Origin of the sequence: Pseudomonas fluorescens (genome assembly GCF_000730425.1) — a bacterium.
GTDB classification, from domain to species: Bacteria; Pseudomonadota; Gammaproteobacteria; order Pseudomonadales; family Pseudomonadaceae; genus Aquipseudomonas; species Aquipseudomonas fluorescens_X.
In genome coordinates this window covers 2,449,377-2,471,765 of record NZ_CP008896.1, presented here as the reverse complement: position 1 = coordinate 2,471,765, position 22,389 = coordinate 2,449,377, and the positions used below count along the sequence as shown (strand labels likewise).

General features: G+C 59.9%; 16 protein-coding genes and 2 tRNA genes. 7 read left to right on the top strand and 11 right to left on the bottom strand.

Annotated features, from left to right (window positions below; translation table 11 throughout):
• Positions 1–68: 68 nt before the first annotated feature.
• Entirely contained in the window at positions 69–1,409 is a 1,341-nt protein-coding gene (gene rimO, locus HZ99_RS10800) for a 30S ribosomal protein S12 methylthiotransferase RimO (RefSeq protein WP_038442933.1), read from the bottom strand.
• A gap of 303 nt (positions 1,410–1,712) precedes the next feature.
• Between rimO and HZ99_RS10795 the strand changes: the two genes are divergently transcribed.
• Positions 1,713–3,614: a potassium transporter Kup gene (locus HZ99_RS10795; RefSeq protein ID WP_038442931.1), complete on the top strand. Its 1,902-nt coding sequence runs from the start codon at positions 1,713–1,715 to the stop codon at positions 3,612–3,614.
• Between the two features lie 157 nt (positions 3,615–3,771).
• Here HZ99_RS10795 and HZ99_RS10790 read toward each other — a convergent pair whose 3' ends face one another.
• From HZ99_RS10790 to HZ99_RS10775, 4 genes are all read right to left on the bottom strand, one after another.
• Positions 3,772–5,052 carry a virulence factor family protein gene (locus HZ99_RS10790; protein WP_038442929.1) on the bottom strand — a complete coding sequence of 427 codons (1,281 nt, stop codon included), beginning with the start codon at positions 5,050–5,052 and terminating at the stop codon, positions 3,772–3,774.
• Entirely contained in the window at positions 5,052–7,694 is a 2,643-nt protein-coding gene (gene mprF, locus HZ99_RS10785; RefSeq protein WP_038442928.1) for a bifunctional lysylphosphatidylglycerol flippase/synthetase MprF, read from the bottom strand. The genes HZ99_RS10790 and mprF overlap by 1 nt, the downstream gene beginning before the upstream one ends.
• Positions 7,695–7,973: 279 nt before the next feature.
• Positions 7,974–8,050 (bottom strand) — tRNA-Met (locus tag HZ99_RS10780).
• A 272-nt stretch (positions 8,051–8,322) separates the two neighbouring features.
• A tRNA-Met gene (locus tag HZ99_RS10775) sits at positions 8,323–8,399 on the bottom strand.
• Positions 8,400–8,690: 291 nt separating this feature from the next.
• On the opposite strand from HZ99_RS10775, the gene dinB reads away from it, so the two are divergent.
• Positions 8,691–9,749, top strand: a complete 1,059-nt coding sequence (dinB, locus tag HZ99_RS10770; RefSeq protein WP_038442927.1) for a DNA polymerase IV — start codon at positions 8,691–8,693, stop codon at positions 9,747–9,749.
• Between the two features lie 83 nt (positions 9,750–9,832).
• On the opposite strand, the gene HZ99_RS10765 is transcribed toward dinB, so the two are convergent.
• From HZ99_RS10765 to HZ99_RS10750, 4 genes are all read right to left on the bottom strand, one after another.
• Complete coding sequence (locus HZ99_RS10765; protein WP_038442925.1) at positions 9,833–10,786, bottom strand: hypothetical protein; 954 nt, start codon at positions 10,784–10,786, stop codon at positions 9,833–9,835.
• Between the two features lie 20 nt (positions 10,787–10,806).
• Positions 10,807–12,522, bottom strand: a complete 1,716-nt coding sequence (locus HZ99_RS10760) for a proline--tRNA ligase (protein WP_038442923.1) — start codon at positions 12,520–12,522, stop codon at positions 10,807–10,809.
• A gap of 177 nt (positions 12,523–12,699) precedes the next feature.
• Positions 12,700–14,232 carry an AmpG family muropeptide MFS transporter gene (locus HZ99_RS10755; RefSeq protein WP_038442921.1) on the bottom strand — a complete coding sequence of 511 codons (1,533 nt, stop codon included), beginning with the start codon at positions 14,230–14,232 and terminating at the stop codon, positions 12,700–12,702.
• Between the two features lie 43 nt (positions 14,233–14,275).
• Positions 14,276–14,629, bottom strand: a complete 354-nt coding sequence (locus tag HZ99_RS10750) for an MGMT family protein (RefSeq protein ID WP_038442920.1) — start codon at positions 14,627–14,629, stop codon at positions 14,276–14,278.
• A 165-nt stretch (positions 14,630–14,794) separates the two neighbouring features.
• Here HZ99_RS10750 and HZ99_RS10745 point away from each other — a divergent pair, with 165 nt between their 5' ends.
• A complete protein-coding gene (locus HZ99_RS10745; protein ID WP_038442919.1) occupies positions 14,795–15,802 on the top strand; it encodes a DUF481 domain-containing protein in 1,008 nt (335 codons plus the stop codon).
• Between the two features lie 117 nt (positions 15,803–15,919).
• On the opposite strand, the gene HZ99_RS10740 is transcribed toward HZ99_RS10745, so the two are convergent.
• Positions 15,920–16,678 (bottom strand): SDR family oxidoreductase, encoded by a 759-nt coding sequence (locus HZ99_RS10740; RefSeq protein ID WP_038442917.1) that lies wholly within the window; start codon positions 16,676–16,678, stop codon positions 15,920–15,922.
• Between the two features lie 75 nt (positions 16,679–16,753).
• On the opposite strand from HZ99_RS10740, the gene HZ99_RS10735 reads away from it, so the two are divergent.
• From HZ99_RS10735 to groL, 4 genes are all read left to right on the top strand, one after another.
• Positions 16,754–17,485: a HugZ family protein gene (locus HZ99_RS10735; protein WP_038442916.1), complete on the top strand. Its 732-nt coding sequence runs from the start codon at positions 16,754–16,756 to the stop codon at positions 17,483–17,485.
• Between the two features lie 66 nt (positions 17,486–17,551).
• Positions 17,552–18,028, top strand: coding sequence for an FxsA family protein (locus HZ99_RS10730; RefSeq protein ID WP_032862421.1), 477 nt, complete (start codon positions 17,552–17,554; stop codon positions 18,026–18,028).
• A 247-nt stretch (positions 18,029–18,275) separates the two neighbouring features.
• Positions 18,276–18,572: a co-chaperone GroES gene (locus tag HZ99_RS10725; RefSeq protein WP_017846112.1), complete on the top strand. Its 297-nt coding sequence runs from the start codon at positions 18,276–18,278 to the stop codon at positions 18,570–18,572.
• Positions 18,573–18,621: 49 nt separating this feature from the next.
• Positions 18,622–20,268: a chaperonin GroEL gene (groL, locus tag HZ99_RS10720; protein WP_038442913.1), complete on the top strand. Its 1,647-nt coding sequence runs from the start codon at positions 18,622–18,624 to the stop codon at positions 20,266–20,268.
• 173 nt (positions 20,269–20,441) lie between these two features.
• Here the strand turns inward: groL and HZ99_RS10715 are convergent, their stop codons facing one another.
• Complete coding sequence (locus tag HZ99_RS10715) at positions 20,442–22,367, bottom strand: LTA synthase family protein (protein WP_038442912.1); 1,926 nt, start codon at positions 22,365–22,367, stop codon at positions 20,442–20,444.
• Between the last annotated feature and the right edge of the window lie 22 nt (positions 22,368–22,389).

Genomic DNA, 22,389 nt, shown 5'->3' with positions numbered 1-22,389 from the left:
GGCAAACGATAGACCCAAAAAAGCCCCGCATCTTGTCCAGAAGCAGGGCTTTTTCAATTTTTTACAGCTTAGTCGCGTTTTTGCGCCCAGAGGTCGTACTCGTCGGCGTCGGTGACCGTGCACCAGACCTTGTCCCCTGGCTTGAGGTCGCTGGCATCGTCGATAAATACGTTGCCGTCGATTTCCGGAGCGTCGAAGAAGCAACGGCCGACCGCGCCTTGTTCATCCACTTCGTCGATCAACACTTCGATTTCCTTGCCGATGCGCAGTTGCAGGCGCGCCGAGCTGATGGCCTGCTGATGGGCCATAAAACGCTCCCAACGGTCCTGCTTGACGTCATCCGGCACCACGGCCAGGTCCAGCAGGTTGGCCGGGGCACCTTCCACCGGCGAGTACTGGAAGCAGCCGACGCGGTCCAGTTGGGCTTCGGTCAGCCAGTCCAGCAGGTACTGGAAGTCTTCTTCGGTTTCGCCGGGGAAGCCGACGATAAAGGTCGAACGGATGATCAGCTCAGGGCAGATCTGGCGCCAGTTCTTGATGCGCGCCAGGGTCTTGTCCTCGAAGGCCGGGCGCTTCATGGCCTTGAGCACTTTCGGGCTGGCGTGCTGGAACGGGATATCCAGGTACGGCAGGATCTTGCCGGCGGCCATCAGCGGGATCAGTTCGTCAACGTGCGGGTACGGGTACACGTAGTGCAGGCGCACCCACACACCCAGGCTGCTCAAGGCTTCGCACAGTTCGGTCATGCGGGTTTTCACCGGCGCGCCGTTCCAGAAGCCGGTGCGGTATTTCACGTCTACGCCGTAGGCGCTGGTGTCCTGGGAGATCACCAACAGCTCTTTGACGCCGGACTTGACCAGGCGCTGGGCCTCGTCCAATACATCGCCCACCGGACGGCTGACCAGTTTGCCGCGCATCGACGGGATGATGCAGAAGCTGCAGCTGTGGTTGCAGCCTTCGGAGATCTTCAGGTACGCATAGTGGCGCGGAGTCAGCTTGATGCCCTGTGGTGGCACCAGGTCGATCAGCGGGTTGTGGTCCTGGCGCGGTGGCACCACTTCGTGTACAGCGTTGACCACCTGCTCGTACTGCTGGGGACCGGTCACGGCCAGCACACTTGGGTGCACGTTGCGGATATTGCCTTCTTCCACACCCATGCAGCCGGTGACGATGACCTTACCGTTTTCCTTGATGGCTTCGCCGATCACTTCCAGGGACTCTGCCTTGGCCGAGTCAATGAAACCGCAGGTGTTGACCACCACCACGTCGGCATCCTGATAAGTGGACACAACGTCGTAGCCTTCCATGCGCAGTTGCGTGAGGATGCGCTCGGAGTCGACCAGGGCTTTGGGGCAACCCAGGGAAACAAAGCCAACCTTGGGGTTGGCTTTTGCGATGGTGGTGGACATGTCTAACCTCGGGATTGAATGACGCCACCCGTCGGGTACGACAGGGCAGCGGACGGGCACTTGATGTGCCTCTGATCAAAAAGTGCGCAATTCTAGCGGCGGGAAACGCGCTTGACCAGCTTTATGCAGGGAAATGCGACGAGTGCTGCGCTATGCTTCGCGCCGTTGCATTTGGGTGTGCCCAATGGTCAACAAATCATCTGTTACTAGAAGTAAAACAGCGCATGCTATGTACAGCTTAGGCTTAGCTGTACAGCTGGGCTGTTTATAAAAGACCTCAGGTCAAAAGGGCAGGAGTGGTTGATGGGTCAGGCAAACAGTCAGGCAGCAGGTGCCGGGCATTCCAGCGCAAAACCAATCGGCATGTTGGTGGCGGCGGTCGGGGTGGTCTATGGCGATATTGGCACCAGCCCGCTCTACACCCTTAAAGAGGTGTTTTCCGGCAGTTATGGGGTGCAGGTCAATCATGATGGGGTGCTGGGGATTCTGGCGCTGATCTTCTGGTCGCTGATCTGGGTGGTGTCCATCAAGTACATGTTGTTCGTGCTGCGCGCCGATAACCAGGGCGAGGGCGGGATCATGGCGCTCACGGCGCTGGCGCGACGGGCGGCAGGCAATCACCCGCGGCTGCGCAGTTTCCTGGTGGTGTGCGGACTGTGCGGAGCGGCGCTGTTCTATGGCGACAGCATGATCACTCCGGCGATTTCGGTGTTGTCGGCCATCGAGGGCCTGGAACTGGCGTTCGATGGTCTTGAACATTGGGTCGTGCCCGTGGCGCTGGTGGTGCTGGTGGGGCTGTTCCTGATTCAGAAGCACGGTACCGACCGCATCGGCAAGCTGTTCGGGCCGGTGATGGTCACCTGGTTCCTGGTGTTGGGCGGCCTGGGCATCTATGGCATCGTCCAGCACCCCGAAGTGCTCAATGCGATGAACCCGATGTGGGGCGTGCGCTTCTTCATGGTCCATCCGGGCATTGGGGTGGCGATCCTGGGCGCGGTGGTGCTGGCCTTGACTGGTGCCGAGGCGTTGTACGCCGACATGGGTCATTTCGGCCGCAAGCCCATTGCCCGCGCCTGGTTCATCCTGGTGCTGCCGGCTCTGGTGCTCAACTATTTTGGCCAGGGCGCTATGTTGCTGGGTGACCCTGAAGCTGCGCGCAACCCGTTCTATCTACTGGCGCCAAGCTGGGCATTGCTGCCGCTGGTGGGCTTGTCCACCCTGGCGACGGTGATCGCTTCCCAGGCGGTGATTTCCGGAGCGTTCTCGTTGACGCGCCAGGCGATCCAACTGGGTTACATCCCGCGCATGCATATCCAGCACACCTCCAGCGCCGAACAGGGCCAGATCTATATTGGCGCGGTGAACTGGTCGTTGATGGTCGGCGTGATCCTGTTGGTGCTGGGCTTCGAGTCCTCCGGTGCCCTGGCCTCGGCTTACGGGGTGGCGGTGACCGGGACGATGCTGATGACCACTATCCTTGTGTCCGCTGTGATGCTGCTGTTGTGGAAGTGGCCGCCGGTATTGGCGGTGCCCGTTTTGGTGGGCTTTTTGCTGGTGGATGGTCTGTTCTTTGCGGCCAACGTACCGAAAGTGGTACAGGGCGGTGCGTTCCCGGTATTGGCGGGGATCGTGCTGTTTGTGCTGATGACCACCTGGAAGCGCGGCAAGCAATTGCTGGTGGAGCGCCTGGACGAAGGCGGGCTGGCGCTGCCGATCTTTATCAGCAGCATCCGCGTCCAGCCGCCCCATCGGGTGCAGGGTACGGCGGTATTCCTCACCGCCCGCCCGGACGCGGTGCCCCACGCCTTGCTGCATAACTTGCTGCATAACCAGGTGTTGCATGAGCAGGTGGTGCTGCTGACGGTGGTCTATGAGGACATCCCGCGTGTCCCGGCCCAGCGCCGTTTCGAGGTGGACGCCTACGGTGACGGTTTCTTCCGGGTGATCCTGCACTTTGGCTTTACCGATGAGCCGGATGTGCCCGAAGCCTTGAAGTTGTGCCATTTGGACGACCTGGACTTCAGCCCCATGCGCACCACCTACTTCCTCAGCCGCGAGACGGTCATCGCCTCCAAGCTCGAAGGTATGGCGCGCTGGCGCGAAGGGTTGTTCGCCTTCATGCTGAAGAATGCCAACGGCAACCTGCGGTTTTTCAATCTGCCGGTGAACCGGGTGATTGAGTTGGGCACCCAGGTGGAAATGTAACCCCAACAAAAAGCCCCCGTTGCCTTGCGGCAGCGGGGGCTTTTTGTCGGGCCGCCTTTTGATTTGTAATGCGATCCCCTTGTAGGAGCTGGCTTGCCAGCGATGACGGTGTGTCAGACAGGCCGCCATCGCTGGCAAGCCAGTTCCTACAGGGGATCTATTCGATCTTGGCCTGGCGCTTCTCAATGATCCCCACCAGGCGCTTGGCCAGTGCCGGGTAGTTTTCGTCGAAGTGATGGCCGCCCGGGAGCTTCATGGCTTCGCCCACCGCGCTCTTGTCGGTGCAGCCGCTCTCGTCGACTTCTTCCTCGCCGTAGATACATACCACTTTGGCCGCTGGCAGCTTGGCCATTTCCGGGCCGGTGGCGGCTTCTTTGCCGGCATTGCCCAGCCAGCCTTCCACTTCGATCTCAAAGCTGCCGGTACGGGCGAAGGCCAGCAAAATAATCGCGTCTACCCGCTGCTGCTCGGCTTCCGGCAGGCGGTTGTAGATGGCTGGCAATACATCGGCACCGAACGAGTAACCCGTCAGCACAAAGCGCTTGGTCCCCCATTTCTGGCGGTAGTGTTGCATCAGTTCAGTCAGGTCCTTGGCGCTTTGCTCCGGGCTTTTGTGCTGCCAGTAGTAGCGCAGGGTGTCGATACCGACCACCGGGTAACCGATCTTGGCCATTTCGCCGGCCACGTCGCGGTCCAGGTCACGCCAGCCGCCGTCGCCGGAGAGGAACAGGGTCACGGTGTCCTTGGCCTGGCCGGCCGGCACTTCAACCACCGGGATCGCCAGGCCGCCATTGTCCGAACCCACCAGTTGCTTGCGCAGTTCGTTGTTCAGTACTTGCGGGTAGTTGATGTCGTAGTCGCTGATGCTGGTAGTGGCACGCGGGGTATCGCGTACGAAACTGGCGCTTTCGTCGTCAGGGTTATCGTTCCAGGCCACCAGCCAGTTGCCGTGGGCGGCGGTCTTGGGCAGTGGGTCCTTGCAGCCCTCCTGAACCAGGGCGAAGCCAACCGAGATGGCATTGGCCTTGTCGTCGCTCTGCGTTGCCAGCCAGCGCCAGGCCAGTGCGGCGCCAGGGCCGATGCCGCTGACCAGGGTGGCCGGGCTCTTGAGCTGACCCAGGGCCGTTTGCAAGGCTTGCTCCTGCAGTTTGCAGTCATCCTTGGGCAGGATCACTTGCACGATCTGTGCGCCGCCGCCTTGGCTCAGGGCTATCAGTTGGCTGTCGGTCAGGCTGGCGTCGGCCATCACAGCCACCACTACGCGAGCCTTGGTGGTGGTGCCAGGGGTCACACGGGTCATGGTCGAGCCGTCGGCCTGGGGCAGTTGTTCCAGCGTCGGTTGAGGGGCGGGGCGATTCCAGTACCAGTAGCCGCCACCGAGGATCAGGGCCAGGACCACCAGGCTTACCAATACGTACCGCCAGGAGCGTCGAATCATCAGCGTTTCACCAATCCAGTCAAGCCGCCCGCAATCAGGGCGGCGGTATCGGCCAGTGCCACCAGCGGATCAAGTCCTGCGGGCACGGCCATGTAACGGGGTTCCCAGTCAGGCTGGAACTTGTCTTTGAAGCGGCGCAAACCTTGGAAGTTATACAGTTGCTCGCCACGGCGGAACACCATCGAACCCAGGCGCTGGGTCAGCGGTGCGCCACGGCGCGGTTGCAGGCCCGACAGCGGCACCATGCCGAGGCTGAAGCGTGCATAGTTGTGGCTCTTATAGTGCTGGATCAGGCCGACCATCATGAACTCCATGGTCAGCTTTGGCGCATCGGGGTGCGCGCGCATCAGGTCGAGGCTGGCCAGGTCGTGGCTGTAGGTCTCCAGCAGGTTGGCGAACGCCACCGGCTGTCCTTCGAAGCGAATCACCGCAATGCGAAAGTGCTTGAGGTATTCGTCGCTGAAACGCCCGAGGGAAAAGCCTTTTTCGCGCACGTTCTTACCGGTCAGCCAGGCATCGGAGATGACTTTCAGCGCCTCCATCGGCGCTTGGCCCGGCTCGAAGATTTCCAGGGACAAGCCGTCCCGGGTCCCGCGGTTCCAGGTGTAGCGCAGGTCTTTCATCTCTTTGCCCTTGGCTTCCAGGTCAAAGCGCTTGAGGTCGACCCGGGCTTCTTCGCCCAGCTTGATCGCGGTCAGGCCGATGTCCATGTAGAAGGGCAGGTTCTCTGCACGTACCTGGTAGAACACCGGGCGGGCGTGGTGAATGTCGCACAGGTCGCGGAACTGCCAGATCATCTCGGCCCGTGGCTGGGTAGGGCCGATCGGGTCGTACAGTGCCACCAGGCTGCGGCCGCGACGGGCGTACATCAGGAAGGCTTCGTCGTTGGGGTGAAACAGCAGGGCCTTGTCGCCGGTCAGTGCCAGGCCGCCGTCGGGCTGCGACGAGGCCATCAGGATTTTTGTGGCGCGCTCCAGCTCATCGGCGGTCGGCAGATGGATCACCGGGCGTGCGGTGCGCAACAGCCAGGTCAGCGACACAATCACCAGCAGGATCGCAGCGCCCAGCAGCGAGCGCAGGCCGCGGGGGGCGTTGGCGTCCAGGGTGAACTGCCACCATAGTTGATGGCTGTAAGGTACATCCTGATAGGCAAACAGCAGCAGCCAGATCGACGCAGCCAGCACGCAGACGCTGGCCACCAGGTACAGCGGCGAGAACGGCAACTCGGTCAGGCGGCTGGCGCGGTAGAACGAGCGCCGGAAGATAGCCAGCAGCACTGCGGTGATGGTCATCAGGCTGGCTTCTTCCCAATCGAAGCCCTTAAGCAGTGAGAGCAGGGCGCCCACCAGCAACAGCACCATGGTCAGCATCCAGGCTGCCGACAGGCGTCGACGCAAGCCCTGGGCCAGCAACAGGCACAGCACACCGATCAGGCTGGCGCCAAAGTGCGAGGCATCAATCAGGCGATGGGGAATCAGGAAGCCGATGTTTTCCAGGCGGGAGTCGATTTCCGGGGTGGCGCCGGAGAACAGCAGCACCACCCCGGACAAAAAAACCAGTACGGCCAGTACCGGTGCCGCGAGGCCCGAGGCCACCCGCAGGCTTTGCTGGGTCTGGAACAGACGCTGGGCTTCGTTGATCAGCAAGAAGATGCAGGCGATCAATAGCGGCAATACCACGTAGATCATGCGGTACAGCAGCAGGGCGGCGGCCAGCGGCGCGGCGCCGAGCTTATCGGCAAACGCGGCCAGCAGAATCGCTTCGAATACCCCGACGCCGCCAGGTACATGGCTGAGCACGCCCGCCGCGAGCGCCAGCAGGTACACCAGAAGGAACGGGCCGAATGGCGGGGCTTCCGGCAGTAGCATATAGAGAACGGTTGCAGCCGCCGCGACGTCCAGGGCGGTAATGATCAGTTGCAGGAAGGTCAGGCGGCGCCCAGGCAGGCGCAAGGTGCGGCGGCCTACCCTGACCAGCAGGTTGTCGGGGTAAGGCTGTTCTGGCAGGCGGCGGCGATAAATCCCGATACACAGCACGGTCGAGAGCAGCAGCACCGCACCCGCGATCGCGCCGAGCAGTGCAGCAGGCAGGTGCAGCGCAGTGGAGGCGGCTGGCAGGTTGCTCAGCGTGGCCAGCGCGGCAAGCGGTGGCAGGGCGCAACCCAGGGCCAGGCTGGCAAATACCGTCATATGGGCCACTTCCGAAGCCCCGACGCCATGCCGTGCATAGAGACGGTAGCGTACCGAACCGCCGGAGAGCATCGACAGGCCAATCGCATTGCCGATGGCGAACGCGGTAAAGCCGCCGTAGGCCAAGGTCTTGGCCGGCAGTTTTACTCCGGCGTAGCGTGCGCCGGAAAATTCGTAACCCAGCAAAATGATGAAACCGGCGATTGCGGCAGCGAAGGCGCCCAGCAGGGAAGGCTTTGGTACTTCCAGGATCGAGTCGTGGAGGGCGTACAGATCCAGCTCTAGCAGCAAGTGGCGGCAGGCGATCAAGGCAATTGCAAACAGCAGCAACGTGACCGCCAAGCCGATGGGCTGACGGTACTTGCTCAACAGATCCAGCCAGCGCAGGCGGGTGCGGGGGATCGGTTGTGTGGCTGTTACGGTGTCTTGTGGTTCAGACGAATTGGCGCGCATCAATCACCTCGTGGATTGTGCGCGACAGGATGGGGGTATCCAGCCAAGTTACCAATCCCTATGTACAAAATAATTACAAATAGTAACGCGGATCGCCCAGTCCGGCGACAGCGTCCATTCGTCACGCAAGAGCGCACTCGACTACTGAGCATAGCCTGCAAATCGATGGACTCTGAAACCCGCGAGGGGTTTCATGAAAGATGCCATGCCATTGTTTCAAAAGAACTTTTCTTTCAGGCACAAAAAAGGCCACTCTTTCGAGTAGCCTTTTTTGGTGTTTGGTTGCGGGAGCCGGATTTGAACCGACGACCTTCGGGTTATGAGCCCGACGAGCTACCAGACTGCTCCATCCCGCGTCTGTGGGCGGCATTCTACAGCGCAACGACGAGGTGTCAACCGTTAATGACATAAAGGGCAAAATAACTGCCAATTAGCCTAAGTGCTCGATTGAAAACGAGTTTTCACTGTAGGAGCGAGCTTGCTCGCGAAAAGCTCAAGGGCGCCGGGTTGATGCTGGATGTCCGCTTTATCGTTGACGTCTTTCGCGAGCAAGCTCTCTCCTACAGGGTGGGGAGGAAATCAACGCGCACAAAAAAGGCCACTCTTTCGAGTAGCCTTTTTTGATGTTTGGTTGCGGGAGCCGGATTTGAACCGACGACCTTCGGGTTATGAGCCCGACGAGCTACCAGACTGCTCCATCCCGCGTCTGTGTGTCGGCATTCTACAGAGGAATGATGGTGTGTCAACCGCTGATTCCAAAAAAAGCGCTTGTGCTTCAATCGGTTAGCTCTCCAAGGCGAGGGCCGGAGGGAGTTGGGCCCAGTCTGGCCGTGGCTTCCAGCTCTATTGGGGGATGTCCTTCGATTGAAAAAATGAATTCATTGAGGTTTTTTCCTACCGCTTTGTCAGATGATTCAAAGTACTGGTGCTATATACAGGTGTGAGTGCGATACTGGCGCCCCGTCTACTTTATGCCCTGGGCACGTCTCTCTTTATATGACGCAGCGCAAAATCATCCACGTCGACTGTGATTGTTTCTACGCTGCCATCGAAATGCGGGATAACCCGAGCCTGGCGCAAAAGCCCCTGGCGGTAGGAGGCTCGGCGGACCGGCGCGGGGTGATCGCCACCTGCAACTACGAGGCCCGGGCCTATGGTGTACGTTCGGCGATGTCATCGCGCCATGCATTGAAGCTGTGCCCCGACCTGACCATCGTCAAGCCGCGCATGGATGCCTATAAAGAAGCATCGAAGGAAATCCAGGCGATCTTCCGTGACTACACCGATCTGATCGAGCCGCTGTCGCTGGACGAGGCGTACCTGGATGTTTCCGATTGCGCGCATTTCGGCGGCAGTGCCACGCGCATCGCTCAGGACATCCGTCGGCGCGTTTCCAATCAGTTGCACATCACGGTGTCTGCGGGGGTGGCTCCCAACAAGTTCCTGGCCAAGATCGCCAGCGACTGGAAAAAGCCCAATGGGCTGTTTGTGGTCACCCCGGACCAGGTGGAGGATTTCGTATCGCAGTTGCCGGTCAGCAAGCTGCATGGCGTCGGCAAGGTCACCGCCGACAAGCTGGCACGCCTGGGAATTGAGGATTGCCTGCAATTGCGCGAGTGGAACAAGCTGGCGCTGGTGCGGGAGTTTGGCAGCTTCGGTGAGCGGTTATGGAGTCTGGCGCGTGGGATTGATGACCGTGCGGTGCATAACGACAGTCGGCGGCAATCGATCAGTGTGGAGAACACCTACGATGTCGATCTGCCGGACCTGACCCGTTGCCTGGAAAAGCTTCCGGAACTGATAGAGGCCCTGGCCGGGCGCATGCAGCGTATCGACAGCAGTTATCGACCGGGCAAACCCTTTGTCAAAGTGAAGTTCCATGACTTTACCCAGACCACCCTGGAGCAGGCGGGGGCAGGGCGGGACCTGGAGAGTTATCGGCAGTTGCTGACCCAGGCGTTCAATCGAGGGGGGAAACCGGTGCGGCTGCTGGGGATTGGTGTGCGGCTGCTGGACTTGAGCCAGGGCAATGAGCAGTTGGAGTTGTCCCTTTAGGAGCCGGCTTGCCGGCGATGAGGCCCTTGAATCACCGTTGATCTTCCAGGCACCATCGCCGGCAAGCCGGCTCCTACAGGGGGTCAGCGAGTACCGGGGTCGGCCACCAGTCGGCCGGCATCCTTGGTCAATGCCTTGAGAAATTCCTGCTGCAATTCGGGATCATTGCGGGTCAGTTCAATCAGGCTCTGTTCCAGTTCGCTGGCTTCTTCTTCCAGGCCCAGTTCCGACAGGCGCTTGACCCGATGCACCCATTGGCTGACTTCGTCATCCTCCAGGTCGTCGTAGATCAAGCCGTGGGCTTCCAGCAATTTGCCGCGCAAGGTGCTGCTGATGGCCAGGGATGAGTCCGAATGCACATCGTCATGGTCATCTTCAATGCTGATACGCAAGGTACGGACCTTACTCAGATCCTGCTCGGCAAATGGGCTGTCCAACAGGTTCAGGCGCAGGACGCCATTGCGGTCGGTAGTCATCTCATGGGTCTGCTTGCCGGCCTTTACCTGCACCGGTCGCTCGCTCCAGGGCAGGCTGGTGTACTCCAGGCGTCGGTCACGCTGGATTTCATCGATGCCCGCCAGGTTCTGTTGCGCCCGGCCATGGGATTGCACGTTCATGAACGGGTTGAGCCCGGCCACGCCGTAACTGATCCAGTCATGGGTCATGCTGTCCGGCAGGTTGCCCAGGGCAAAGATGTTCGCCACGTTGGCCCCGGCGCCCGCCACGACTGCCACGGCGCCCAGCGGGATCTCATAGAGCTCGCGCCAGGGTTGATAGGGCGTGTAGCGATCATAGTGGCGCGTGACTTCAAATTCAGTGACTTCGAAAGTCCGCTGTTCATGAATGCGCACGCGGCGTTGCGGCAGCTCAAGCACTTTGGGTTCGCCGACATCGATCTGCAGGCTGTGGTCGAGCAATTTGCGCTCGACCCGTTCCTCGTGCTCGCTACGCTGCGACATCTGATTGGCGCAGCCGCTGACCAGCAGGGCGCCGCACAAGGCGGCGCCCCCCAGGGCTTTGGTGTTTCGCTTGAACATGACTTCTCTTGATCTGGTTTTCAGCGACGAATACGCGCCTGAAGGAAGGGCAGCACGTCAGCCACCGGTAACGGTTGGGCTTCGGCTTCGGTCCGGCTCTTGTATTCCAGATTGCCATCGGCCAGGCCGCGGTCACTGACCACAATCCGGTGAGGGATGCCAATCAGTTCCATGTCGGCAAACTTGATGCCCGGGCTGGTCTTCTTGTCGCGATCATCCAGCAGCACTTCGAAACCGGCGGCTGTCAGTTCGGCATACAGTTTGTCGGTGGCTTCGCGGACCTGCTCGGTTTCGTAGCGCAGTGGTACCAGGGCGATCTGGAACGGCGCCAGGGTGTCGCTCCAGATAATGCCTTTGTCGTCGTGGTTCTGTTCGATGGCTGCGGCCACTACGCGGGAAACACCAATCCCATAGCAGCCCATTTCCAGGGTCACTGGTTTGCCGTTTTCGCCCAGCACTTCGCACTTCATCGCCTTGCTGTACTTGTTGCCCAGCTGGAAGATGTGCCCCACTTCGATACCGCGCTTGATTTCCAGGGTGCCCTTGCCATCCGGGCTTGGGTCACCGGCAACCACGTTGCGCAGGTCGGCCACGGTTGGCACTGGCAGGTCGCGCTCCCAGTTGACGCCAAAGTAGTGCTTGTCGTCGATATTGGCACCGATGCCGAAGTCGCTCATCAGCTCGACGGAACGGTCGATGATGATCGGCAATGGCAGGTTCAGCGGGCCCAGGGAACCGGCGCCGGCGCCAATGGCGTCACGCAGTTCGGCATCCGAGGCCATGACCAGCGGGCTGGCCACGCCAGGTTGCTGGGCCGCCTTGATTTCGTTGAGCTCGTGGTCGCCACGGATAACCAGGGCGATCAACTTGCCTTCTTCCTCGGCACGCACGATCAGGGTCTTGATGGTCTTTTCAATCGGCAGATTGAATTTCTCGACCAGGGCCGCGATGGTCTTGGTGTCTGGGGTATCGACCAGGCGCAGTTCTTCAGCGGGCGCAGGACGGGAGGTTTCCCGTGGCACGGCTTCGGCTTTCTCGATGTTGGCGGCGTAGTCGGAGCCATCGCTGAAGACGATATCGTCTTCGCCGGACTCTGCCAGCACGTGGAACTCATGGGAGCCCGCGCCACCGATAGAACCGTTGTCCGCTTCGACCGGGCGGAACTTCAGGCCCAGGCGGGTGAACACGTTGCAGTAGGCCTGGTGCATGCGGTCATAGGTGACTTGCAGCGAAGGCTGGTCGGCGTGGAACGAATAGGCGTCCTTCATGATGAATTCGCGGCCACGCATCAAGCCGAAGCGCGGGCGGATTTCGTCACGGAACTTGGTCTGGATCTGATACAGGTTCAGGGGCAGCTGTTTATAGCTGCTCAACTCGTTGCGCATCAGGTCGGTGATGACTTCTTCATGGGTCGGGCCTGCGCAGAAGTCGCGGCCATGACGATCCTTGAAGCGCAGCAATTCAGGGCCGTACTCCTCCCAGCGCCCGGATTCCTGCCACAGTTCAGCCGGCTGAGTGCTCGGCATCAACACTTCCAGAGAGCCGGCGGCGTTCATTTCTTCGCGAACGATCGCTTCGACCTTGCGCATCACCTTCAAGCCCATGGGCAGCCAGGTGTACAGGCCAGAGGCCAGTTTGCGGATCATGCCGGCGCGCAGCATCAGCTGGTGGCTGATCACAACCGCGTCGGAAGGCGTTTCTTTCTGTGTGGCGAGCAAATATTGACTGGTGCGCATGGTAGGCCGTTGTCGGTTGCTTGGACTTGAAGTGACCTGGGATTGTACGGGCGGTCGCCGCCAGAGTACAGGCATCAGGTCTGCTGTAGGAGCCGGCTTGCCGGCGATGAGGCCAGTCCGGCATCGCAGGGCTTGCGGGCGCCATTGCCGGCAAGCCGGCTCCTACAGGGATTGAGGTCAGTCGGGGGAGGGGGGGGTGAGGCGGATCCGCCGGCTTTCCTGGTACCAATGCAGGGCAATCAGCAGCAGTGTTGGTACACCGAGCATTGCCGTGATCAGGAAGAAGTTGTGATAGCCGAACTTTTCCACCATGACCCCCGAGTAACCGCCGATCAGCCGTGGCAACAGCAACATGATCGAGCTGAGCAGGGCGTACTGGGTAGCGGAGAACTTCAGGTTGGTCAGGCTCGACAGGTAGGCGACGAACGCCGAGGTCGCCAGGCCCGAGCTGAAGTTGTCCAGGGAGATGGTGAAGATCAGCATCTGCAGGTCGGCGCCCATGTCGGCGAGCATCAGGAACAGCAGGTTGGTGCCGGCCGAGGTGATGCCCCCGATAAACAAAATCGGCAGGATGCCGAAGCGCACGATCAGCAGGCCGCCCATGCCGGCGCCGACGAGGGTCATGATCAGGCCGAAGATCTTGCTGACACTGGCGATCTGGTCCTTGGTGAACCCCTGGTCGATATAGAACACGTTGGCCATCACGCCCATCACCGTGTCCGACATACGGTAGGTGGCAATCAGCCCAAGCAGCAGCAGGGCCTGCCAGCGGTAGCGCAGGATAAAGTCGTTGACCGGTGTCAGCACCGGCGCCAGGCCCCTGCGGCCCATGGCCGAGAGGCACAGGGCGGTGAGGGTGATATAGAGGATCGCGCGCAGGAAGGCGCGATCCTCCAGTAGCAGGTCGAGCAGGCTCACGCCGTCGAACAGCACGCTGGCGAAATCGGTGTTGTACAACTGGGTGAACATCGCCGGTACCGACACCAGTAGGATGATCAGCACAAATACCGACATCAGTTGATGGGCAAACGTATAGCGCCCGGCCTGCAACTGGGTGCGCAGGGGCACATCGGGTTCACGCATGAAAAAGCTGGTCAGCAGGGCAGGGATCATCAGCACGCCGAACAGCACGTAGGTGCCGGTCCACGCCGAATGCTTGTAGTTGAAGCCGGTGGAACCAAAGCCTTCGGCAAAGAACAGCGCGCCCGCCGTGGCCAGCAGGGCGGCGATGCGATAGCCGGACATATAGCTGGCGGCCAGGGCGGCCTGGCGACTGTCGTCGGCAATTTCCAGGCGATAGGCGTCCACCGCAATGTCTTGGGTGGCGGAGGCGAAGGCAACGATAACGGCAATGGCGATCAGCCAGGACAAGTGTTTCTGCGGGTCGCAGAAGCCCATGCCGATCAAGCCGAGAATCACCAGGGATTGGGACAGCACCAGCCAGGAACGACGACGGCCCAGCTTGCCCAGCAGCGGCAGGCGCCATTGGTCCAGCAGCGGCGACCAGACCCACTTGAACGCATATGCCAGGCCGATCAGGCTCGCATAGCCAATGGTCTCGCGTGCCACACCGGCTTCACGCAACCAGACCGAGAGCGTCGAGAACACCAACATGTAAGGCAGGCCGGCGGCAAAGCCAAGCAGTAACAGCACTAACGTCGAGGGGCTGGCATAGGCAGCGAGCGCGGCGCGCCAGGTTTTACGGGGCATGGGCTGGAGTCTGCCTCAGATTTACGGAAACAAAGCGCGCACTCTAACCGCTGTGCTCTACCGGGCGCCAGCCATGGCGCTGAATATCAACGCGATTGTTCAGGATACTGACACCTTCCCCACGCAAACGCGCACGTTGTTCATCGCCCGAGGCGCTACCCACGGGCAGACTTATCCGACCGCCGGCGGCGACCACGCGGTGCCAAGGCAGTTTGGAGCCTTCGGGAAGCTGGCTCAGCGTGCGCCCCACGAAGCGAGCGGCACGCCCAAGTCCGGCCAGGTACGCCAGTTCGCCGTAACTGACCACGCAGCCTTCGGGCACTTGGGCCAAGGTCAGGTAGAGCGCGGTACGGCGCATTTCAGCAGGGGTTTGCGGGGTATCGGCGGGCTCGTTCACTGTTCGGGCGGCTCGGTTGAAATTGATCGTGGTTGCGTAGGAAGTGTCTGTAAAGATGGCGTTGAGAATTGAACTCAATAGAAAACCTTGAGTCAGTCCTTGCTAAGACTTGCGCTACGCCGATAATGCCCCCTTTTTCGCCAAATTTGAGCCCCATAATTGCTTATGTTGTCCAGAACCTTGCTGTGCCTCGCTGTCTTTACTGCTTCTACCCCTGTGTTGGCCGATACGGTCTGGTTGAAAAACGGTGATCGCCTGACGGGCAAGATCAAGGTTTTCGACGGCGGCAAGCTATTGATCCAGACTGAATACGCGGGTGCGATCCCGGTGGACTGGAAACAGGTGAAAACCCTGGAAAGCGACCAGGAGTTGCTGGTCAAGCAGGATGCCTATACCGGCGAGAAGGCCAAGTCTCTGCAGCCGGCCGAAGACGGCAAGGTGGTCCTGGCCAACGGCGAGACACCGAAGACGGTGGAGTTGGCCAGCATCCAGCAGATCATCAAGCCCAAGCCTGTGATCGAGGACCTGGTGTGGAAAGGCAATGTCGACGTGGCACTGGACTACAAACGTGCGGAAAAAGACACCGACGACTATGACATCGACTTCAAGACCACCGCCCGTCACGGCAAGTGGCGTCATATTGCCGAAGGCGAATACAACCGCGAATTCCAGAACGATGTGGTGACCACCGACAACTGGAGAGCCGAATACGCGCTGGACCGGTTTATTACCGACCAGTGGTTCTGGCAGGGGCGCCTGACCTACAAGCACGACAAGGTCGAAGACCTGCGGCGCCAGCGCACCGTCGGTACCGGCCCGGGTTATCAGTTCTGGGATGATGAACTGGGGGCGTTCTCCCTGGGTTCGTTGCTCAACCGTACCGATTATGAATACCGGGACGGCGGCAAGGACAACTTCTATTCCCTGGCAATGAAGTGGGACTACAACCGCTACCTGGTCGGCAAGACCGTGGAGTTCTTCACCCACGGCGAAGTAGGCAAGCCCCTGGCCGGCCCCGCCGACTACGCCCTCGATGCCGAAATGGGCCTGCGCTACAAAGTTACCGAATGGGCCTCGCTCAACCTCAAGGCCGAGCGCGACATCATCAGCGGCGGCTCGGACAGTGACTTGAGCAAGACCCGTTACACCGCAGGTTTTGGCGTGACCTGGTAACCCATCTTCCTGTAGGCGCCGGCCTGCCGGCGATAGCATCACCTCGGTATCCCTGGATGGATCGAGGTGCCTGCATCGCCGGCAAGCCGGTTCCTACGGAAGCTGGGCAGCCTGCTTTTAAAGGCGCAAGCCGCCATCCAGTTCCAGGATGCGCCCGGTGTAGTAGTCGTTCTCGAAGATGTATGCCGCCGAGTGGGCGATCTCTTCCGGTCGGCCCATACGCTTGAGGGGGATCCCCGACGTCATCTTCTCCAGCGCCTCGGGCTTCATGCCCAGCGTCATCTCGGTCTCGATAAAGCCCGGCGCAATGCCCGCCACGCGGATGCCATGGCGTGCCAGTTCCTTGGCCCAGGTCACCGTCGCCGCCGCCACACCGGCCTTGGCCGCCGAATAGTTGGTCTGGCCAACGTTGCCGGCACGGGAAATCGACGAGATGTTGATAATGGCACCCTGGTTTTCCAGCTCCACCATCTTTGCCGCCACTTCGCGGGTGCAGAGGAATACGCCAGTCAGATTGACGTCGATCACCGCCTGCCACTGGGCCAGGCTCATCTTGGTCATCTCACCGTCCTTGATCTTGAGCAGCAAACCATCGCGCAGGATTCCGGCATTGTTGATCAAGCCGTGGATCGCGCCAAAATCATCGGCGATCTGCGCCACGGTATGGGTCACCTGTTCCTCGTCCGCCACGTTGCACAGATAGCTGCGCGCGGTGACGCCATGGGACTGGCATGCCGCTACGGCCGCATCGAGCTTTTCCTGGTTGAGGTCCACCAGCGCCAGGCGGGCACCTTTGCTCGCAAAATACTCGGCCATGGAGCGGCCCAAACCCTGGCAACCGCCGGTGATAATGATTACTTTGTCGTTGAGATGCATTCGCATGTCCTGTGAGCAGATTTAAGCGGTTGCCCAAGTCCGTTTTTTGACGGAATTTATCGAAGGAGTCATAAGTTGAGCGTCCATGTAGCCAAGAATGCCCGAGAACTACTGCTCAAGGAATACCGTGGGGCACTCGCCACCCACTCCAAGGCCATGCCCGGTTTTCCCTTTGGTTCGGTGGTGCCTTACTGCCTGGACGCAGAGGGGCGGCCGCTGATCCTGATCAGCCGTATCGCCCAGCACACCCATAACCTGCAGAAAAATCCCAAGTGTTCACTGCTGGTAGGCGAGCGTGAGGCTGATGATGTCCAGGCGGTCGGGCGCCTTACCTATCTTGGCGAAGCCGAAAAACTCGAAGGCGAGGCGGACATTGCCGCCGCCGCCGAGCGTTACTACCGGTACTTCCCGGATTCAGCGAACTATCACAAGGCCCACGATTTCGATTTCTGGGTCCTCAAGCCGGTGCGTCATCGCTATATCGGCGGTTTCGGCGCGATCCACTGGGTCGATCAACTGACCCTGGCCAACCCGTTCGCCGGCAAGGCCGAACTGAGCATGATCGAACACATGAACAGCGATCACACCAAGGCCATTGCCCACTATGTCGAACTGGCCGGTTTGCCGACCTTCGAACCGGCACAATTGGCCGGTATCGATAGTGAAGGCATGCACCTGCGTATCGGCCAGGGCCTGCACTGGTTGCCCTTTGCGGATGCCTGCAACACTCCGACACAAGTGCGGGAGGCCCTGGTTTTCCTGGCTCATGCCGAGGCCTGGCCGAAAAAAGCGACCCCACACGCTTGAATTCACGAAAGGGCGACGTCATTTAAGGTCTAGTAGCAAGGCATTCTTGCGTTGAGGAACCATTTGATGCGCCCTTTTTTGTTGCTCTTTCTGCTGTTTCCGGTGCTGGAGCTGTTCGTATTCGTCAAGGTCAGCGGGGCTATCGGGTTTTTCCCGGCGCTGCTGCTGATCATTCTCGGCTCGATGCTCGGCGTGTTCGTGCTGCGCATCGCGGGCCTGGCCACGGCACTGCGTGCCCGTGAAAGCCTGAATCGCGGTGAGTTGCCGGCCCAGACCATGCTCGAAGGCCTGATGATGGCCTTGGCCGGTGGCCTGCTGATCGTGCCGGGTTTTGTCAGCGATGTGCTGGGCTTGATCCTGCTGCTGCCATTCACTCGTCGCTTGCTGGCGGGCAAGATGCGCCAGCGTGCCGAAGAGGCGGCGATCCGCCAGCGCGCCTTTGCCGATGACCTGCAACCCCGTGGCGGGCCGGCGCCTCGCCAGCCCCTTGGGCGTGAAGGTGATGTGATCGAAGGCGAGTTCGAGCACCGCGACTCCAAGTGATACTCACCCTGGCACGGTACCTTCGGGTGCCGTGGCGTTTTCAGGGGCCTGCCAGACACAAAATTTTTCACCTGCGGCCCTTGTAATAAGCATATACGCCCTTATGTAACGGTCACCGCAAGGTTTCTGGTGGCGACACCAGACAGACTTCCGCGTTTCGCCTGGCGAACCGCGACCGGCATCGCCGGAATACAACCCGCCGGTACTGATACCGGCCGATGAAACTTACAATTAGGAGAGATCGACAATGAGCAAGCTTCGTCCTCTGCACGACCGCGTCGTTATCCGTCGCAGCGAAGAAGAAAAGAAAACCGCTGGCGGTATTGTTCTGCCAGGTTCGGCTGCTGAAAAAGCCAACCACGGTGTGATCGTCGCTGCTGGCCCAGGCAAGACTCTGGAAAACGGTGAAGTGCGTGCGCTGGCCGTCAAAGTCGGTGACAAGGTTGTATTCGGCCCTTACTCCGGCAGCAACACTGTGAAAGTCGACGGCGAAGACCTGCTGGTCATGGCTGAGAACGAGATTCTCGCTGTACTGGAAGGCTGATTCCCCGCTCATTTTCCCGTTACTACAAAGTATTTAAGGAATATCGATCATGGCTGCTAAAGAAGTTAAATTCGGCGATTCCGCCCGTAAGAAAATGCTCACCGGTGTCAACATCCTGGCTGACGCAGTAAAAGCGACCCTGGGCCCGAAAGGCCGTAACGTGATCATCGAGAAGAGCTTCGGCGCTCCGACCATCACCAAGGACGGCGTTTCCGTCGCCAAAGAAATCGAACTGGAAGACCGTTTCGAAAACATGGGCGCGCAGCTGGTCAAAGACGTTGCCTCCCGTGCCAACGATGACGCAGGCGACGGTACTACCACCGCCACCGTACTGGCTCAGTCGATCGTCAACGAAGGCCTGAAAGCCGTCGCTGCCGGCATGAACCCGATGGACCTCAAGCGCGGTATCGACAAGGCGACCATCGCCATCGTCAAAGAGCTGAAGAACCTGTCCAAGCCGTGCGCTGACACCAAGGCGATCGCTCAGGTAGGTACCATCTCTGCCAACTCCGACAGCTCCATCGGCGACATCATTGCCGAAGCGATGGAAAAAGTCGGCAAAGAAGGCGTGATCACCGTTGAAGAAGGCACTGGCCTGGAAAACGAACTGTCGGTTGTAGAAGGCATGCAGTTTGACCGTGGCTACCTGTCCCCATACTTCGTCAACAAGCCAGAAACCATGGTTGCCGAGCTGGACAGCCCGCTGATCCTGCTGGTCGACAAAAAGATCTCGAACATCCGCGAAATGCTGCCAGTGCTGGAAGCCGTTGCCAAAGCCGGCCGCCCACTGCTGATCGTTTCCGAAGACGTTGAAGGCGAAGCCCTGGCGACTCTGGTTGTGAACAACATGCGCGGTATCGTTAAAGTCGCAGCCGTCAAGGCTCCGGGTTTCGGCGATCGTCGCAAGGCCATGCTGCAGGACATCGCCGTATTGACCGGCGGTACCGTTATCTCCGAAGAGATCGGCCTGAGCCTGGAAAGCGCCACCCTGGAAAACCTGGGTAGCGCCAAGCGCGTGACCATCTCCAAGGAAAACACCATCATCGTTGACGGTGCTGGCGTTGAGCAGGACATCCAGGCTCGCATCACCCAGATCCGTGCCCAGGTTGCTGAAACCTCCTCGGACTACGACCGTGAAAAACTGCAAGAGCGCCTGGCCAAGCTGTCTGGCGGCGTTGCAGTGATCAAGGTTGGCGCTGGCTCCGAAGTTGAAATGAAAGAGAAGAAGGCCCGCGTTGAAGACGCCCTGCACGCAACCCGTGCAGCCGTTGAAGAAGGCGTGGTACCTGGCGGTGGCGTTGCGCTGATCCGTGCTCTGGAAGCCCTGACCGAACTGACCGGCGACAACGCCGACCAGAACGTTGGTATCGCTGTACTGCGTCGCGCTGTTGAAGCACCGATGCGTCAGATTGCTGCCAACAGCGGCGACGAGCCAAGCGTTGTGGTTAACGCTGTCAAGAACGGTAAAGGCAACTTCGGTTACAACGCTGCTACCAGCGAGTACGGCGACATGATCGAAATGGGCATCCTGGACCCAACCAAGGTGACTCGTTCGGCATTGCAAGCCGCCGCTTCGATCGCTGGTCTGCTGCTGACCACCGATGTTGCGATTGCCGATGCACCGAAGAAAGAAGGCTCGGCTGGCGGCGGTATGCCAGACATGGGCGGCATGGGTGGCATGGGCGGCATGATGTAAGCCAGCCTTACCCCCGATGCATAAAAGCCCCGCCTGAGTGATCAGGCGGGGCTTTTTCATGGGCTTCAACAATGTGTGGCAGAGGGATTTGTGTGGGAGCAGGGCGGTGTATCAGTCACACATGCATCAACTGATACATCGCCATCGCGAGCAAGCTCTCTCCGGCAGGGAGCCTAGTCCTTGTTTTGCTTCCAGTTCAGCAGGTGTTGCTTGAAGCCATAACTGGCCGACTGATAGTAAGTGATCGCGCGTTGGATCAGCGGGTCATTGCTGTCGACCCGGGACTCCTGGCTTGCGCCCAGCGCCTGGTCATGACGGCGAAGGCCTTGGCGGGGACTGAGGATTGCCAGGTTGGTACCGTCAAACAAACCCAGGTGCTGATAGTTCCCGACCACCACGCGAGGGGGGAGCGGGTTGTCTTGCAGCAGGTTGCGTCCGAAAAACGTCGATTCATAGCTCAGGTTCAACAGGCCCAGAAGTGTTGGGGCAAGGTCGATCTGGCTGGCCAGTTGCGCGCTTTCACGGGCTTCTATCAACTTCGGCGCATAGATAAACAGTGGAATCTGGTAGTTGGTGATCGGCAAGTCTTCCTTGCCTGCACTGCCGGCGGTGTGGTCGGCGACAAACACGAAGATCGTATTGTCGAACCACGGTTTTTGGCGCGCGGCCTGCAGGAATTGGCCGATGGCGTAATCAGTGTATTTCACCGCGCCGTCTCGCCCATTGCCGGACTTGATATCAATCCTGCCGTCCGGGTAGGTGTAGGGACGATGGTTGGAGGTGGTCATCAGCTGCAGCAGGAACGGTTGCTGCTTGGCATAGTCGGCATCCGCCAGCTTCAGGGTTTGCTTGAAGAGGTCTTCATCGGCCATGCCCCAGGCATTTTTAAAGCTTATTTCGGACTCGGCGACGCTGCTCTGATCGACTACCCGGTAACCATTGCCGCTGAAAAACGCATTCATATTGTCGAAGTAGCCGCGGCCGCCATACACGAACACGCTGTCATAGCCGACTGCGCTGAGTTGTTGGCCCAGGCTGGCAAAGCCGCTTTCCCGGCCGATCCGCTTGACGATGGAGCGCCCCGGAGTTGGCGGGATGGCCAGGGTAATGGCTTCCAGGCCACGGTCGGTGCGGGTTCCGGTGGCGTAGAAATTGTTGAAGTACAGGCTGTGTTTACGCAACTCATCAAGGTTGGGGGTCAGGTTGCGCTCATCACCGTTGCTGCCCATGTATTTGGCGCTGAAGCTTTCGATGGTCACCAGCACGATATTGGGTTTGCGCACGGTGCCGGGGTTGTCGATGGCGCGGCGAATATCCAGTGGATCAGTGCCGATAAAACGGGCATTGGGTTCACTGAGTTCAGCGCGTAACTGGCTGGCGACAATGTCGGTGGGCAGGCTTTTGTAGAACTGGCTGTAGTCCAGTTCATTGTTGCGGAACGCCGCGAAGAATTGGTACGGGCCATTGCTGGCCAGTTCATTGTTATAGGCGTTGCCACCCTGGGTGCGCGGGCTGTCCTGGTTGATCAATTGCAGGCTCAGGCCGCCAACCACCAGCAACCCCAAGGCATTGAGCAAGCGCCCACGCCTGTCTGGCAGGGGGGCGTCGAGTGCTGCGTTGAACAGTTTGCGCAAGGCCAGGCTCAAGACAATTGCCAGTACCGCCAGCAGGCTCAACAGTTTGCCGATGGGGTAGGACTCCAGCAGGTTGTTCAGTACCTCATCGGAATACACCAGGTAATCGACGGCGATAAAGTTGAAGCGCACTCCGAATTCATCCCAGAACAACCACTCGGCCACGGACGTGAACAGCATGGCGAACAGGCTGATGGTCAGTACGCCTTGCAGGAACCAGCGATGGCCGCGCCGGCGCCATAAAGCGGGCGGGCATAGCAGCAGATACAGGCCCAGGGGCAGTGCGGCATAGGCCAGGAACCCCAGGTCGTAGAGCAGGCCCACGCCGAATACCGGCAGCAGATTGCCGCTGACTTCATCCAGGTGGGTAACGAGCAGCACGCTGCGGGTCAGCAAAAAAATGACCAGCCAAGCGCCGGTCACCAGTAGCAGGTAGCGCATTGGCGCAGTTTTGATAAAGCCCATATCCAAGTTCCTTATATCAATG